This is a genomic window from Legionella maioricensis (genome assembly GCF_023618015.1).
GTDB lineage: Bacteria > Pseudomonadota > Gammaproteobacteria > Legionellales > Legionellaceae > Legionella > Legionella maioricensis.
This window is the reverse complement of record NZ_JAJKBJ010000005.1, coordinates 74,761-90,727: the sequence shown is the minus strand read 5'-3', so window position 1 is coordinate 90,727 and position 15,967 is coordinate 74,761. Positions and strand designations below refer to the sequence as shown.

Here is a 15,967-nt window from a genome sequence, read left to right as displayed (position 1 = left end):
ATAGACTTATTATCTTAATTATCTTAGTCCTGGTTTAATTCCCAGACTTAGCGGCAGTTCATCGGCCAGAGCAGTGCCCAGATTTTTAGTGACTCGCTCAAAAAGATTTTGTTTGTGAGTATAATTAACAAGACTGTCTATTTTAATTTTTTCACGAGCTAACTGCCCACTACTGGCCAACCCATCAATTAACCCCATGGTCAACGCCTGCTCACCAACCCAAAAAAGTCCTGAAAAGGTATCCTTATCAATATGCAACCGGTCCCCTCTTCCTTCTTTGACTCGATTAATAAATTGCTGATGGATTAAATCAAGCATGACCTGGAGTTTTTGTTGCTGTAACCCATTAGGAGGAGAAAAAGCATCTAAAAAGCCTTTATTGGCTCCAGCAGTTTGCAATCTCCGAGTTACACCGACTTTATTCATCAAGTCAACAAAACCAAAACCGTTATAGACCACTCCTATAGACCCAACCATGCTGGAAGGACTGGCATATATTTCATCGGCGGCAACAGCAACGTAATAGGCTGCTGAAGCACACAAATCCACACAAACGGCATAAGTTTTTACTTCAGGGTGTTGATTTTTATAGTATTTTAAAGTGCTGTACATGTATTCAGCTTGCACAGGACTACCGCCAGGACTATTAATACGAATGATTAATGCTTTTAATCCTGTATTTTTATATGCGCTATCTAGCCCCTGGGCAAAGTCATCAGCATTTGCGCCTTTAGTATCAAAAATTTCGCCATTAATATCGATGAGACCTACATGAGATTTTGAATTGGAGCCCGTATCTTCATTTCCTACAAAAAATAAATAGATGCCCACGTAAGCAATAATTAATAAAAAAATAATTCGCATCACCCAACGCCATCTGCGCTTTCTTTTTTGCTCCTTCATATAGTCAATAATAATTTGGTTTAACAAAGCTTGGGAATCGGTATTCGAATTCGGAGGTAATTCATTATTCATGATGATCACTTGAAATTTAAAAAATAATCCTCATTTTACGGTAGGTAGACAAGAATTAATACCCTAATAATTATAATAAGGCTTAAGCTATGAGAATGGATAAACTGACCTCAAAATTTCAAATGGCGCTCGCCGATGCTCAATCCCTGGCACTCGGAAGAGATAATGGGTTTATAGAACCTGAACATTTAATGAAAGCCTTGTTAGATCAACAGGGTGGAAGCTGTAGGCCATTACTTAGCAAAGCTGGAGTCAATATACCTTTACTAAGAACGCTTATAGATCAATCCTTAGAGAAACTTCCCAAAGTATCTGGTACTGGAGGTGATATTCATATTTCGAACTCCCTGAATCGCTTACTTAATCTCACCGATAAATTATCCCAACAAAGAAAAGATAGTTTTATCTCTAGCGAGCTATTTGTTTTGGCCGCAATCAGCGAGGACAGTTCTCTTGCTAAGATGTTAAAGCAAAGCGGCGGGGATACAAAAGCCATAGAAAAAGCAATTAATGAATTGCGCGGTGGTGAAACCGTTAACGATGCTAATGCAGAGGAGCAGCGACAAGCCCTGGAAAAATACACTCTGGATTTAACAGAACGAGCTGAACAAGGGAAATTGGATCCGGTTATTGGTCGTGATGATGAAATACGACGCACCATTCAAGTCTTGCAAAGACGGACTAAAAATAATCCTGTGTTAATTGGTGAGCCTGGCGTAGGCAAAACAGCGATAGTCGAAGGTTTAGCCCAAAGAATTATTAATGGAGAGGTTCCTGAGGGACTAAAAAATAAACGGTTGCTTTCCCTGGACATGGGCGCACTTATAGCAGGGGCAAAATTCCGTGGTGAATTTGAGGAGCGATTAAAAGCGGTCCTTAATGATTTGGCAAAGCAGGAAGGTCAGATTATTTTATTCATTGATGAGATTCATACCATGGTTGGGGCTGGAAAAGCTGAAGGCGCCATGGATGCAGGCAATATGCTTAAACCCGCTCTGGCACGCGGCGAGTTACATTGTATTGGCGCGACCACCTTAGATGAATACAGACAATATATTGAAAAAGATGCAGCCCTTGAACGACGGTTTCAAAAAGTTCTGGTCGATGAACCTAGCGTTGAGGATACCATAGCCATCTTACGTGGTTTGAAAGAACGTTATGAAGTCCACCATGGAGTAGAAATTACCGACCCGGCAATTGTAGCTGCTGCTACTTTATCACATCGATACATTAGTGACAGACAATTACCAGACAAAGCCATCGATTTAATTGATGAGGCGGGAAGTTTAATTCGCATGGAAATAGATTCTAAACCAGAAAGTATGGATAAGCTGGAGCGTCGATTGATTCAATTAAAAATAGAACGAGAAGCGCTTAAAAAAGAAAATGATGAAGCTTCCAAGAAAAGACTTCAGGATTTACAACACAGCATTGATGAGCTGGAACAATCCTATTCTGATTTGGAAGAAATATGGAAAGCTGAAAAAGCAACCATGCAAGGGTCTACTCAAATTAAAGAAGCCCTTGAGCAGGCAAAACAGGAAATGGAAACGGCCAGAAGAGCAGGCGACTTAAGTCGTATGTCTGAATTACAATATGGGCGTATTCCTGAACTTGAAAAAAGACTAAGCCAGGTTGCTGCAGAAGATGCCATGGAAAACAAATTGGTGCGCAATAAAGTAACTGAAGATGAAATCGCAGAAGTAGTTTCCAAATGGACTGGAATCCCGGTAGCTAAAATGATGGAAGGGGAAAAAGAAAAACTGCTTAAAATGGAGGAAGTGCTGCATAACCGACTCATTGGCCAAAATGAGGCAGTCGATGCTGTTGCCAACGCCATCAGACGTTCAAGAGCCGGGTTATCCGATCCTAACCGCCCTATTGGCTCCTTCCTTTTCCTGGGACCTACGGGGGTCGGTAAAACGGAATTATGTAAGGCATTAGCTTCATTCCTTTTTGATACTGAAGAAGCCATGGTGCGTATTGATATGTCCGAATTCATGGAAAAACATTCCGTTGCTCGATTAATCGGAGCTCCTCCTGGATATGTAGGCTACGAAGAAGGCGGCTATTTGACCGAAGCCGTAAGACGCAGACCCTATTCTGTTATTTTACTGGATGAAGTAGAAAAAGCTCACTCAGATGTCTTTAATATACTTCTCCAGGTAATGGATGACGGGCGCTTAACTGACGGCCAAGGACGTACTGTTGATTTTCGCAATACAGTCATTGTCATGACCTCCAATTTGGGTTCTCAGCTTATTCAAGAAATGGGTAGCAAATTCAACTACGATCAAATTAAAGAAGCGGTTATGGAGTTGGTCAGCCAACATTTTAGACCTGAATTCATTAATCGTATCGATGAAACAGTGGTATTCCATTCCTTAGCAAAAGAACAAATTGCCAAAATAGCGGCAATCCAAATAGCCTATTTACATAAACGTTTAAAACAACAGGATATCCATCTTGATGTCTCCCCTGAAGCTCTTGAACACTTGGCGGAAGCGGGATTTGACCCTGTTTATGGAGCAAGACCGTTGAAACGTACTATTCAACAAAAACTGGAAAATCCATTGGCTCAGGCCTTATTAACAGGAAAATTTAAATCTGGAGAAACAATTAAAGTAACTTATAAAAATGGGGTATTGGAGTTTAGCGCTCATTAAGCTTGGCTATCACCATGAGGTATCGTCAGTGGTACCTACTTCTTCTCTCCCGCCGCAGGCTTGTGGCGGGATTGCTGCTCGAGGCTAAAGCTTGATACCCTGAGCATCCAAGTCATCCTCCAAATTGTGAATCGGAGTGTACAGTCGCTCTATAAGTGCAGGCAAGTCGACTCCAGTCCGCGTTTCATCCAAGGCTGTCAAGGCTGCCAAATTCGATGCGATGCACTTTTCTACGTGCATGGTTGGCTGCCCCACGCTTAGCGCATTGTGCCACCTCATCTCAAAGCCCACCGCATGGTAAATTCCAAAAGATGATCCAAGACCAACCAATGATTCCGACCAAAGTTGCAATTCAGTCGAGTCCCAGCTATAGACTCCAAGCAGACGCGTCAACTTGGGTTTCGCAAAATTTGTATTATCCCAAAAGGCTTCTTCAGGATCGCAATAATGATGGCGTATGTGTGCCGGAATCAGAGTCTGAACCAAACCAACGACAGTGCACCAGTGCTCTCTTCGCTGTTCCTCTGACCAATTATTATGATTCGTTACATAGGTGTTAAGAGCTGTTTTTAAGGACTGTAAATTAAAGTGACGTTCATTCTCATGCCACTCTCCCTTTAATTTATAGACCAGGCCTTTGGCCATTAGCTCTTCATATTGGCGCACCAACTCAAGTCGAATCTGTTCGCCTTGTTCATTTTTAGGCAGACAATCGAGCATCATATTGGCCATATAGCGTACGTCTTTAGCCCACATCGCATGTTGCAATAAAGTGATGCTGTTAAATTCTGCTCCTGAAATATCTCTTAAACGGCGAGATACGAGTAAGTCTTCAGGATGGTCTTTTAGTATAGACTCCATCTCCTCTTGTGCCCCCCAAACCAGCCAGAGTGAATAGTACTTGTATCCTTAAATCAGGACGTATTTTAAGTAGGCTCCTGATTTGTGCAATATTCCCTTCAAAAGCGTACTGGGTTAATCTGGCCAGGATGCGATTGGTTTGTATGACGTCCGTACGAAAGAGTGGAAAGTATCTCCTGCGAAGACTTTTTGTTTCTTGAAGCTCATCAGTTTTATCTAAATGACACGAAATAAGCGTTACGATGTCTTTAGGTAATATGTCGTCTAAGGAAAACTCTGTTGTCTCTTTTGTCATAAAACAACTCCGGTAAAATCAACCTCTAATTGTACATTATTTATACGCAAATATCGAATTCTTGTGTGATGGACGGTAGCGTGCGATTCCATTAGCTCGTTACGTGCTTGCTTGGAGGAAACCGGTTTTACAATGCTGGCTTGCAATTGGGGCATATAATTGCTGGTATTGAATATCATTAAAACATTACGCGACAACTACAAGTTATCCACAAATTGTGTGTATATCTTTGTGAATAGCCTGTATAACTACATGTATAATAAGCCTCAAATAGCCTGCTTTATTAGTTATCAAGTTGCTTATAGTCCTCAATTTCATGACCATATAAATTCACTGTGAATTTTACTGGTAATTAATGATTAACTGTTTTAAATTATTCGAGTTTTAACAATAATAATTAAAATGGAATGATTTACTCAATTATGAAAAAAATAACCCTGCTCTCTCTAATTTCTGCCTTATCTTGTAGCGCTCTTGTCCATGCCGGTGGTATGGGAGATCAACCTTATTCAAATGCTGGCTTTATCGCACTTGAAGGTGGTTACACCATGAATACAATTGATAATTATAATTTTAATATCGTTGGATTCAATCAGGCTTTAGCATCAATTAAAAGCTCCCAACATTATACTGGAATCCTATCTGCCGGAATGCTTTTTATGATGGACGATCTATTTGCTGTGACTAGTGAATTAGGTTGGGGCTACTATGGTCGGACTACTCTTAAACCCGATTTCACAGGATTTGGTGATTTAACCATGCAGCATACTTTGACCGGTTTTGATGCGCTTATAGGCATTGGCTACATCCAACCCAATTATAGCCTTTTCCTAAAAGGAGGCGCTTTAATACAAAACATGCAAATTAAAACTTCAGTTGCATTCGCTGATCCAGCCTTTCCGCTGATAACTGGCTTTACCTCAAAGGTCAATCATACCGCGGCGTTACCTGAGATAAAACTAGGCGCTTCTTACAATTTTGATAGTAATTGGTCATTAACTGGCGCCTATATTTTTGCTTTGGGTTCTACTCCTAAAACTACAGGATTCCTTGACGCCGCTACCTTGGCCAGCAATTTGAATTCTAATAATTTGAATCCGACTATAAATGCCTTAGTCTTAGGAGTTCAATATACTTGTTAATTTGAGGGAATAAGATCGAAATCCGGTGATCTCAGCTCACCGGATTTATTTTTTATTGACCACTTCCCATTCAATTACTAGTGCCTGTTCCATTACCTGAGCCAGTACTGGTAACTCCACCTAAACCATTAGCCGTACCTGTTCCATTGCCCGAGCCAGTGCTATTGAAGCCGCCCAATCCGTTAGCAGTACCTGAACCATTACCAGAGCCCGTACTATTGAAACCGCCCAACCCATTAGCAGTGCCTGTGCCATTGCCTGAACCAGTACTAGTATTATCGGCTATTTGATAGTTTATCTCGTCAGAAATTCCTCTGTCAGGGGCAGCCGCACTTACAGAAGATAAAGCAAATAGTGCTATTAAAACTAAAAGGCTTTTTTTCATAATTGCTCTCCTTATTTTCCTATTATGAATAATGCGTATAGTTTTCATGAAGTATGAGACTTACTCATAATAAAATCTCCTTAAGCTTGGACATTTGAAGACATGGGCAGTTGAGTTTTCAAAAACTTCCACCTCAATTGTTTTTTGATGTAAACCAAGCATCCCTTATATTAAGAATAGTCAATTTTGAGGATGCAAGAAGACAAGATTGGGCATTTATTAAGATCCTCATGACTCATGCTGAGTTTTCAATTTTTTTTGAAGTAGCTTATCAAACAGAATTCGTTTTTCTTCTGACAATTCAGAACGACGTAGTACCATCATTTCTTCCATAGTACCTTGCACACAATCTGGCGACAAACGATCAACGATTAATACGCCATTTAAATGATCGATTTCATGTTGAATGACCCGAGCATAAAACCCCTGCTCCACTCGTTGGTGATGCTGTCCCGACTCATCAAAGTAACTCAATTTAATTTCGTCAAATCGAGGCACCTTACCTGCTTTATCGGGCACAGAATAACAAGCCTCAAAGTCATATCTAATACGGGTACCTGGAACGGCCTCATATGAAGGGTTAATCATCACATGCATTGGATAAGGACTGACATTCTCTCTTAAAAGCGCGGCGTCCTCGGGTATATAAATAGCGAGGATCTGCTTTGGGTAATTGACTTGGGGAGCGGCAAGCCCTACTCCGCTTAATTCATTCAATTTATTTTTCATCGCCTCAATCAAATCAAGATCGGTTTGATTGAGAGGAAAGTGAACGGGTTGCGCTTGCGATTTTAAAACATGGAGATACTCAGGTTGTTCTATATTGACTATAGTTAAAGCGGATACAGTTGAGTTGCTCATCAAAAAGCCTAATATTAAAAAATATAAATACTTCATAATTTAATCGACTGTTACTCTTATTGCAAACAAACCAGACCTACAGTTAATAATGCCACCTCACCACTGCCCAATATTAGGTGCTGACATCCATGGTTCTTGCCTGGGTAAGGATTCGCCCTTTTGTAATAATTCAATGGAAATATTATCTGGTGAGCGAATAAAAGCCATATGGCCGTCTCGAGGTGGCCTGTTAATTACTATACCAGCTGCTTGCAGCCTTTGGCACGTATCATAAATATTATCCACGCAATAAGCGAGATGACCAAAATTACGCCCACCGGAATACTCCTCAGGATCCCAATTATAAGTTAACTCTATCATTGGCCCCTTTGAGCGCTTTACTTGCTCTATATCTCCTGGAGCTGCCAAAAATATTAAAGTATAACGTCCTTGTGCATTTTCAGTTCGCTTTACTTCAACTAAACCCAACTTATTACAATAAAAATCAAGAGAAACTTCAATATTTGTAATTCTGACCATAGTATGTAAATAATTCATTGCTTTTCCTTAATACGAATTAAACTTTTATATTTGAAACACCTTAAACAGCAATTTTTCGTTCCCCCAAGTCTCTTTACGTTGATACTGGATGGTAAAACCAAGAGTCTCTGTATAAAAAAAGAGGCTTTTTTTAATGTTTGAGCAAGAAAGTTCCGGCGTCAAACAGGTAGTCAAACGTTTATCACTCATGACAATCACAATCTATGGCTGATGAGACCTTATAGTACACCTGACTATTATCATGAATCAATTTACAAAATACCGATGTTAAACTAGTAAAATACTGTAGTAAAAAATTTACCAGGCAAAACTACCCTAAATCAAAATTAGCATCTATACTGTTAAGGGTTTTAAACTTAACTAAGGATAGTATCATGAAAAAAAATCTATTATGGATTGTTGCAGTTACCTTCTCTTTCGTACTCGGTCAAACAGCCTTTGCCAACCACTGCGGTGAAGGAATGAAGAAAATGGTTGCAAGTTTTCAACTTGACGCAACTCAAAAAGCTAAAATTATGCCAATTCTTGATCAATTGAAAACAACTATGCAAGCAAATTGGGCTCAAATTAAAGATATCCGTATGCAAATCAACCAGCAAATTCAATCTGATAATATGGATCAAGCAACTGTTGATGGCTTAATTGATAAGAAAACAAAATTGATGAGCGATATGATGAAAGCGAAAGTTAACGCTAAACATCAAATGTATATGCTTCTTAACCCACAACAAAAAGCTTCCTATCAAAATATGGTTAAAAAATGGCAAGATAAAATGGCCAGTAAAGCTGAAAGTTGCAAAGAACAAAGCCAAGATCAGGATCAAGAATAATTTATTAAAGCCCGCAGGTAGAGAGAGCTTCCCTACCTGCATCTCGATTTAATAATTATGTATAATTATTTTTCTGCCTCGATAAATAAAGCCGTAACACCACCTTTTCACATATTTAATGTTTGCCTGTCTTCAGGAGTGCCGGCACGCTCCTCCAGAGAAGCCGAATTAGTTTCTTCCGCACCAGCAAATTTCTGAGATGAACATATCTTTCCTTTCATTCTGATGATCTGAGAAATCTTATCCGCGATTAACTCCATACTGGCCGCGCCTTTCTTAGACTCCATTATCTGTTTTACTATTTTATCCCAATGCATATCCTCAATGTCTTTCTGACTGACAGATGATTTTTTAGACACCTCTAGATAGGTTGCTATTTTACCCCAAGGCATATCCTTAATGTCGTCCATACTAGTTGATGTTTTTTTAGACAAATCCAGATCTTTTGCTATTTTATCCAAAGACATATGCCAAAGATGACTATCAATTTCACCAGTCCAATCCTGATTTAGATAGAGATCATTATCTGAGCTTCGAATTTTAGCTGTATGAGGAACCTTATTAAACTCAGCATCTGCAATTAATGATTTAATTACTTTCCATACAATTTGTTGAGCAATTTTTTGGTATAAGGCATCAGGCACTGTATGTTTTTTGCCAAGAGATTGATTTGCATTGGTAAGGAATATTCTCACTGTATTGCAAAGCGAAGAATAATCGCCAATATTCATTCTTTTGTCAGCAAGTTGGACATGCAACTCATCAGTTAACATTTTATTGTCTCGTTCCACCTCACCTGATTTAATCAATAATGCTTCCAGGCAGCCAAACAATTCCGTAAGACGTTGAACGCACTTAGGATCTTTTGTGAGACATTCCTTAAATGAGGCCAGCATCTTAATGGCTTTAGCAGATAAGAAGTCTATGGAACCTAACTCCAAGGGCTGGGATTCATCAAACAGAACCAACCAGTCCAACATCATTAAACGAGCTCGGTCTTTTCTTACTTCATGATTCGCAGCATGGTAACGAGGCATATTGGCACGGAATTTACGATGCCGCTCTTCGTCAGATAAGACCTCATATTCGGTTAGTTCTTTATTAAAAGACTCATTAGTCATCGCATTTAATACAGCACCACGGAAATATTTAAATAACTCCTGCAAAATTTGGGGAGTTAATTTATCACCCTGTTCTTTTTTCCACTGCTGATATGCGGGATCCAGTTCCTCTTTAAGTACTTGCTCTATAAGGATAATGATTTCTGATTTAATTGGGCAAATATTATCGTTAAGAAGGTACTGATTATTTTTATAAAAAGAAGATTCATTTCTTAAATAGATTTCCGCTCGCTCTGAACGATCTTGCTCGGTTTTTTCCATAAAATAACTCTTATATCCCACCGTATCGCCCCACAGGCCAGGATCTTCTCGTTTAACGATTAAATCTTCCAAGAGTATGGATTCATAAGAGTTTTTGGATTGTCCAAACATAGAGTAAGGCGAATGACTTGGTTTTTCAGAGACTTGAGATTTACTGGAATTTAAAGTCTTACTTGATGTGGAGCGTGGCGGTTTCTCTTTTGGCACTACAGACGCCCCTGCACTGGGAGAAATAGGCACAACAGGATGCGTCTCATTAATCGAACGCACACTGATTGCTCCTCCCCTGTTTGGTTCTTTTGAATCAGAATTGTGAAACGGGGTATTACGCGTCGCCTCCCGATGCGCATCCAATAAAAGCTCTCTGCCAAACGATTTAGATTTAGACAGAAGCCGCTTTGATTGATATGTTTGAACAAAAGAAGCAAAGTCTTCAATAATTGCCGATTCTGCAGTAAGCGTTATTCCAAGATATTGTTTGCCGTTTAATTCCCGTAAAACAGCGTGACTGTTTTCAACTTTTTCTGTAGTGAGAAACGTGCATATGGCTCTATTGGTTTTTTCATCATAGTCCCAAACGAGTGGGGCACTATTAAAAGTTATATCAGGAAAATAGATCTTCATAGGAATCAACGGTATAAATTGGGGGATTTAAAAGTATTCTTTAACTGCTATATGGTCAAGCATTTTTTATAGTATTAATACTCATTGTATTGAAATAATTTTTTCTCTATTTTTTTCAAACATCACTTTTTTTTGAGTTACAAGCACGAGTTAGCAACTATAAATAAGGCCTAAAATCATGGGCCCTCAAAAAGTGCAAAGACAGTACAAATAGGCTCCTCTTTTTCCGAGAGGAGCCTATTTCAAGGATTAAGAGCGATCATAATACAAAGCAATCAACTCCTTACTAGAAGAACAGCCCAAAAGCTCCATTGTTTTTGCAATAGTACCTTCTACTGTTCGATAAGAAATCTTCAAATCACGGGCAATTACTTTGGAAGTTTTTCCTTGGGCCAATAGTTTAAGACATAGAGCCTGCTGCTCAGATAAATGCACAGGAGTGTGCAGCTTTTTATGAAAGTGCACTAAATCTTTTTTATCTAGAGTTAAATTGACGTCTACTGTTTTTGCCTCTTTATCCTTTAATACGCTGTCGATAATACTAAGTACATGTTTTTCAAGGGCGCTGTCGTCACTATCAACAGTCATGCTGCTAAGATCTTCATAAAAACCATCGCGCTCCTTATGGAATTTATCAAAAAATACCTTAAGATCGGCTATTGGTAATAGTGACGCCGAATTGCGCGCGGTGCGCTCTATTTGAATGGGTGTACTGACATCCAAAAAAACGACAAACTCCGATGATAATAACTGGCGATTTTTTTCACTACAAGCAATGCTGCCATCAGTTGCTACAACAATATTCTCTTTTTTCAATAGAGCAGCCAATATTTCAGATTGACACTCATAAAAAGCCTCTTTCCCCTGATTACCCAGTATTTCATTCAAGTCACGCCCAATATTAAATTCCAATCCAAAATCAGCATCAATAAACTGCCAGTCAAGTTTTTCAGCTAAGGTCTTAGCAACCAGTGCTTTGCCGGCTCCAGTCTGTCCGACAATAAAAATACGTTTATAGTGACTCATGTTAGAATGCTCCTGATACTTGGTAACAGTACTGAGATTAGTAATGTTTGTATTACGATTAACGATACATTTATTATACAAACACACACAAATAACAACAATACGTATAAATACTCAGCGCTAAGCAACAAAAAATGTACAGAATGGGTTGCAATAACTAACAGAATCTACTCAGAAGACAAACGATAATTAGCTCTATAAAATAGCAAATCTTGGATAATGTTCCCATGGTCCATTTTCACGAGTACATTCACTTACTTTAGCGAGAGGCGGCCCCTGTTTTAACCAGTCATAAAATTGCTCCAGTTGACTGTCTATCCCACATGCAAACACTTCTACCCTACCATCGGATAAATTACGCACCCATCCATTGATGTTTAGTTTTTCGGCTTGCTCTTTAGTAGTGGCTCGAAACCATACTCCCTGAACTTTACCAGAAATATAACAGTGCATACACAACTGTTGCGTCATAGAAACGTTCCATTAATTTGGGTTATGACACAATAATATAAACTATGGTATAAATAATCCAGAAACTAATTCCCTGATGAAATGATTATTGCTATTGTTGTAATTTTATACTTCCCCATTAAAAGCGCCTATGACTTACCAAATATCATTTGAAACGAACCCAAATCCCGATGACCTCCAAGTGCTGGGCAGGGGTATTATGGACTATGCTCTACAAGTAAAAGGTCATAATCCTATTGATTTTTTTACTTTTTTTATTCGTGATGAGCAAAATAAAATTTTAGGGGGATGTTCGGGCTGTAACCTTTACGGTTGCCTGTACATTGATCAACTCTGGTTAATCGAACACCTAAGGAATAAGGGTTTAGGCACAAAACTGGTTCATGCCGCCGAACAATTTGGAAAAGAAAAAGACTGTACCTTTGCAACGGTGAATACTATGGATTGGGAAGCGCTTGGTTTTTATAAAAAACTAGGTTTCAAAATTGAATTTGAACGTCATGGATTTAAAAAAGACTCGGTTTTTTACTTTCTAAGAAAGCCTCTTCTTTAGAAAAAAAACCAGGATGATGTGCCCCCAAATCCAGGGTAAAACCGTAGCCTGGCGGCTTGCAGCCGGGCTACATTGTAAAACTTATAGAAAACATTTATTTCAATTGAACTGGAATTCGCTGCCCCATAATCTTTATTTATTTTTGGAAGGTTCTTAATGAAGTTGTTCAAAAAAAATTTCTATCCATTGTTGCTATTGGCAATACCTCTTACCCTGACTGGTTTGCTTCAATCTTCCACCTATTTTTTTGAAACTATATTTTTGGCTCGTTTAGGTTCTGAAGTATTAGCTGCAGGGGCACTGGTTAGCTGGTTATTCGGTACCTTCCTGGTCATCCTCATTGGAATATTAGGCTCCATAAACATCCTGGTTGCCCATAAATATGGGGAAAAAGACAATGAAGGAATCTCATTAGTGGTGCGAGATGGTATATGGCTAGCTATTATACTGGCCATTCCTTCATTTATTTTATTTTGGAATTTATCCCCTATATTCATGCTACTCGGACAAAATCCTGCTGTAGTTCAGCTTGCCGAGGCTTATTTGCACGCCTTGGCGTGGGGGCTATTACCCAATTTCCTAATGTTTGCCCTACTGCAATTTATTGTGGGTTTAGGACATGCACGAGTCCTTTTAGTGTTTAGCATTCTTTCTGTCTCGCTTACTGTTTTTCTGAGCTTCGCGCTTATTTTCGGTAAATGCGGATTTCCCTCCCTTGGAATAGCAGGAGCTGGATGGGGAACCTCCATCAGTTACTGGATTTCCTTTTTTTTCTTGACCACCTATGTTGTATTTAACAAACAATATAGAGCCTATCTACACTCTTTATTAACTCCGACGAAACAATCTTATGTAATGGAATTATTTAAAATAGGTACCCCTATGGGGCTCATGTACTGCGTTGAAGTAGGATTTTTCTTCGCCTTAACGCTAATAATGGGTTCTTTAAGCAGTCAATTACTGGCGGCGAATCAAATTGTTTTACAATACATGGGCACTTTAATGTCGCTCATTTTCTCTATTGCGCAAGCAGTAACGGTACGTATGGGGCATTTATTAGGGGCCCGGGATATAGCGTCAGCAGAACGAGCCTGCTATGTTGGTATTTGCTTGTCTGCTTTTCTCATGATCATCATAGGCATTTTATATTGGAGTATTCCTTCGACGTTAATTTCAATTGATTTTGATGTCCGCAATGCTAATAATTTTGAACTGGTACATCTCGCAACCCAGCTGTTATCTGTGTGTGCGCTATTTCAACTATTTGAAGCCATGAGGATAGCTCTTTTTGGTGCCCTGCGCGCGTTGAAAGACACTCGTTTTACTTTACTCATCTCTATTATTAGTTTTTGGGGTATTGCCTTACCTATTGGATACCTGCTAACAACTCGTTTGAATTTCTATGGAACAGGCCTTTGGTGGGGAATGGTATTAGGTGCCAGCGTCAGTGTCCTATTACTTTTCTGGCGATTTAAATTAAAAATTAGAAATAACTACCCTGAACAATTCACTTAAACAATCTTCTATACAATATAATTCGGATTAATGTCTTTGGGTGCTCTAATCAGCCCATCCCCAGAAATTTCCAATTCAGATTCTTTTGGAGCAATTTAATGAATAATAAAATCAACATTGACATTTTTCAGCAAGATGAATTTTATGATATTAGCTTTTCAGATTTAAAACTGGATGCAGCAGAGCTAAAAAATAAACTATTTGAAAATTGCACCTTTACCCGATCCAGTTTCATTGAAACACTGTTTCACTCCTGTAAATTTGTTGATTGTGAGTTCAAGTTATGTAATCTAAGTTCTGTTCAATTTAAATATACTTCGTTTTCTGATACTGTTTTTGATGAATCTAAATTAATTGGAATTAACTGGACCCAAGCCAAGTGGCCTAATATAAACTTAACCAGCCCAATCAAAATTTATAAATCCAATATAAGCCACTCGAGTTTCTTTGAATTAGAATTGAGAGAAATTATCATTGAAGAATGCAAAGCTCATGACGTCGATTTTAGGGGATGTGATTTATCCAATGGAATTTTTATATTAACCGATTTCCAAAACAGCTTGTTCATGCACAGCAAACTATACGCGGCAAATTTTATGGAGGCCATTAACTATAACATCAATCCCAAAGAAAATGATATTCGTAAAGGAAAGTACTCCATGCCTGATGTAATAAATTTATTACATCACTTTGAAATTGAAATAGAGGGTATTTAGAACAGACGTCGAAAGCCCCTTTACCACCGGGTCCCACTGCGCCTTTTTTGGGAGTCCATTTATATTGACAATGACATTATTGTTCACTTAAGCTAGCAACGTATAAATTTTGTTATTTATATAAATATCAGAGAATAAACAAGTATGTAACCCTGCGTGTACCCGCTTTACTTGGAGTAATCTCAGTCTGAGCATAGAGTGTGCCTGATAAGAAGCTTAAAGTGCTTAACAGGAGAATGTGTTTTAAGTACAAAACAGGGAAGAGTATGAAAAAATTAGTTTTATTTTGTTTTATATTTGCCGCCACTAATATTTTTGCCCAGAAAGTGGCCACCGTATTATCTACATCGAATAGGGTCGTTGCTAGCCACAATGGCACTACCCGTACCCTCTCCCGCGGTTCTTCACTAGAACCTGGTGATGCAATTCAGACTTCTGAAGGTGCGCAAGCTAACATCAAGTATTTAAATGGTACTCTGGTCAATATTGGCCCAAAGAGTAATTATAAAATTCTGGCCTACTCCCCTAATCCAAAGGATGTTCAAATTAAAGCGGAGCTAAGTACAGGCGTCATTTTTTCAAAAACAACAGGAAAAACCAAAGAAACACTTAAAACTCCGGTGACGGCTCTTGCAATACTAGGAACAAAATATGCTGTTGATGTGAAAAGTAGACGTCAAACCTATGTAAATGTGTCTGAGGGACACGTGAAAGTAGGCGATGCGATTTTCGGCCCAGGTAGCAGTATTCTGGTAACACCTCAGGGTATTACCAATGCGCAATTCCCTCCGGACGTAAATCTGACAGACGAAAACAATAGCCTGGATTCGGAGGATTCAGGTGACTCAGGCGAGGCAGGTGATTCAGGCGAGGCAGGCGAAGAGACAGCGGAAGTAGAAGCCGGAGGGATAGAAGGAGAGGACGCTGTTGGGATGGAAGAAAATGTTGGTCTTGAAGACGTAAGCCCCCCATCAGGTGGTGAAGAAATAGTTGGATTATTGGATACAACTCTCGTTGTACCGGAAATAGGTGATGAGGAGTTACAAACTGAGCATGGTAATGAAATCGTTTTTCATTAAAGAAAAATAATTCATATGAACCAGTCACCAACGTAAAACGCGGATA

The 15,967-nt window shown here is 39.1% G+C and carries 16 protein-coding genes; 7 read left to right on the top strand and 9 right to left on the bottom strand.

Annotated features, from left to right (window positions below):
• Positions 1–18 precede the first annotated feature (18 nt).
• Entirely contained in the window at positions 19–975 is a 957-nt protein-coding gene (locus LOX96_RS06160; RefSeq protein WP_250421868.1) for a S49 family peptidase, read from the bottom strand.
• 89 nt (positions 976–1,064) lie between these two features.
• On the opposite strand from LOX96_RS06160, the gene clpB reads away from it, so the two are divergent.
• On the top strand, positions 1,065–3,641 hold the full coding sequence (clpB, locus tag LOX96_RS06155) for an ATP-dependent chaperone ClpB (protein ID WP_250421867.1): 2,577 nt from the start codon (positions 1,065–1,067) through the stop codon (positions 3,639–3,641).
• A gap of 84 nt (positions 3,642–3,725) precedes the next feature.
• On the opposite strand, the gene LOX96_RS06150 is transcribed toward clpB, so the two are convergent.
• Positions 3,726–4,502, bottom strand: a complete 777-nt coding sequence (locus LOX96_RS06150) for a hypothetical protein (RefSeq protein ID WP_250421865.1) — start codon at positions 4,500–4,502, stop codon at positions 3,726–3,728.
• Entirely contained in the window at positions 4,474–4,797 is a 324-nt protein-coding gene (locus tag LOX96_RS06145) for a hypothetical protein (RefSeq protein ID WP_250421863.1), read from the bottom strand. The genes LOX96_RS06150 and LOX96_RS06145 overlap by 29 nt, the downstream gene beginning before the upstream one ends.
• A gap of 422 nt (positions 4,798–5,219) precedes the next feature.
• Between LOX96_RS06145 and LOX96_RS06140 the strand changes: the two genes are divergently transcribed.
• Positions 5,220–5,939, top strand: coding sequence for a hypothetical protein (locus tag LOX96_RS06140; protein ID WP_250421862.1), 720 nt, complete (start codon positions 5,220–5,222; stop codon positions 5,937–5,939).
• Positions 5,940–6,009: 70 nt separating this feature from the next.
• On the opposite strand, the gene LOX96_RS06135 is transcribed toward LOX96_RS06140, so the two are convergent.
• The 3 genes from LOX96_RS06135 to LOX96_RS06125 all read right to left on the bottom strand — a co-directional run bounded on the left by LOX96_RS06135 (position 6,010) and on the right by LOX96_RS06125 (position 7,722).
• Complete coding sequence (locus tag LOX96_RS06135) at positions 6,010–6,324, bottom strand: hypothetical protein (RefSeq protein WP_250421879.1); 315 nt, start codon at positions 6,322–6,324, stop codon at positions 6,010–6,012.
• 228 nt (positions 6,325–6,552) lie between these two features.
• Positions 6,553–7,185: a peptide deformylase gene (gene def / locus LOX96_RS06130; protein ID WP_348645841.1), complete on the bottom strand. Its 633-nt coding sequence runs from the start codon at positions 7,183–7,185 to the stop codon at positions 6,553–6,555.
• Between the two features lie 96 nt (positions 7,186–7,281).
• Complete coding sequence (locus LOX96_RS06125; RefSeq protein WP_250421860.1) at positions 7,282–7,722, bottom strand: VOC family protein; 441 nt, start codon at positions 7,720–7,722, stop codon at positions 7,282–7,284.
• 377 nt (positions 7,723–8,099) lie between these two features.
• Here LOX96_RS06125 and LOX96_RS06120 point away from each other — a divergent pair, with 377 nt between their 5' ends.
• Positions 8,100–8,555 (top strand): Spy/CpxP family protein refolding chaperone, encoded by a 456-nt coding sequence (locus tag LOX96_RS06120; protein WP_250421859.1) that lies wholly within the window; start codon positions 8,100–8,102, stop codon positions 8,553–8,555.
• Between the two features lie 107 nt (positions 8,556–8,662).
• Here the strand turns inward: LOX96_RS06120 and LOX96_RS06115 are convergent, their stop codons facing one another.
• The 3 genes from LOX96_RS06115 to LOX96_RS06105 form a co-directional block, all read right to left on the bottom strand.
• On the bottom strand, positions 8,663–10,561 hold the full coding sequence (locus LOX96_RS06115) for a hypothetical protein (RefSeq protein ID WP_250421858.1): 1,899 nt from the start codon (positions 10,559–10,561) through the stop codon (positions 8,663–8,665).
• 249 nt (positions 10,562–10,810) lie between these two features.
• Positions 10,811–11,587 carry a shikimate kinase gene (locus LOX96_RS06110; RefSeq protein ID WP_250421857.1) on the bottom strand — a complete coding sequence of 259 codons (777 nt, stop codon included), beginning with the start codon at positions 11,585–11,587 and terminating at the stop codon, positions 10,811–10,813.
• Between the two features lie 195 nt (positions 11,588–11,782).
• Positions 11,783–12,058: an acylphosphatase gene (locus tag LOX96_RS06105; RefSeq protein ID WP_250421856.1), complete on the bottom strand. Its 276-nt coding sequence runs from the start codon at positions 12,056–12,058 to the stop codon at positions 11,783–11,785.
• A gap of 199 nt (positions 12,059–12,257) precedes the next feature.
• Here LOX96_RS06105 and LOX96_RS06100 point away from each other — a divergent pair, with 199 nt between their 5' ends.
• The 4 genes from LOX96_RS06100 (at position 12,258) to LOX96_RS06085 (ending at position 15,921) form a co-directional block, all read left to right on the top strand.
• Positions 12,258–12,611: a GNAT family N-acetyltransferase gene (locus tag LOX96_RS06100; protein WP_250421855.1), complete on the top strand. Its 354-nt coding sequence runs from the start codon at positions 12,258–12,260 to the stop codon at positions 12,609–12,611.
• Between the two features lie 156 nt (positions 12,612–12,767).
• Positions 12,768–14,126 carry an MATE family efflux transporter gene (locus LOX96_RS06095; RefSeq protein ID WP_250421854.1) on the top strand — a complete coding sequence of 453 codons (1,359 nt, stop codon included), beginning with the start codon at positions 12,768–12,770 and terminating at the stop codon, positions 14,124–14,126.
• A 98-nt stretch (positions 14,127–14,224) separates the two neighbouring features.
• Positions 14,225–14,842 (top strand): pentapeptide repeat-containing protein, encoded by a 618-nt coding sequence (locus tag LOX96_RS06090; protein WP_250421853.1) that lies wholly within the window; start codon positions 14,225–14,227, stop codon positions 14,840–14,842.
• Positions 14,843–15,108: 266 nt separating this feature from the next.
• Positions 15,109–15,921: a FecR family protein gene (locus LOX96_RS06085; protein WP_250421852.1), complete on the top strand. Its 813-nt coding sequence runs from the start codon at positions 15,109–15,111 to the stop codon at positions 15,919–15,921.
• Positions 15,922–15,967: the final 46 nt, after the last annotated feature.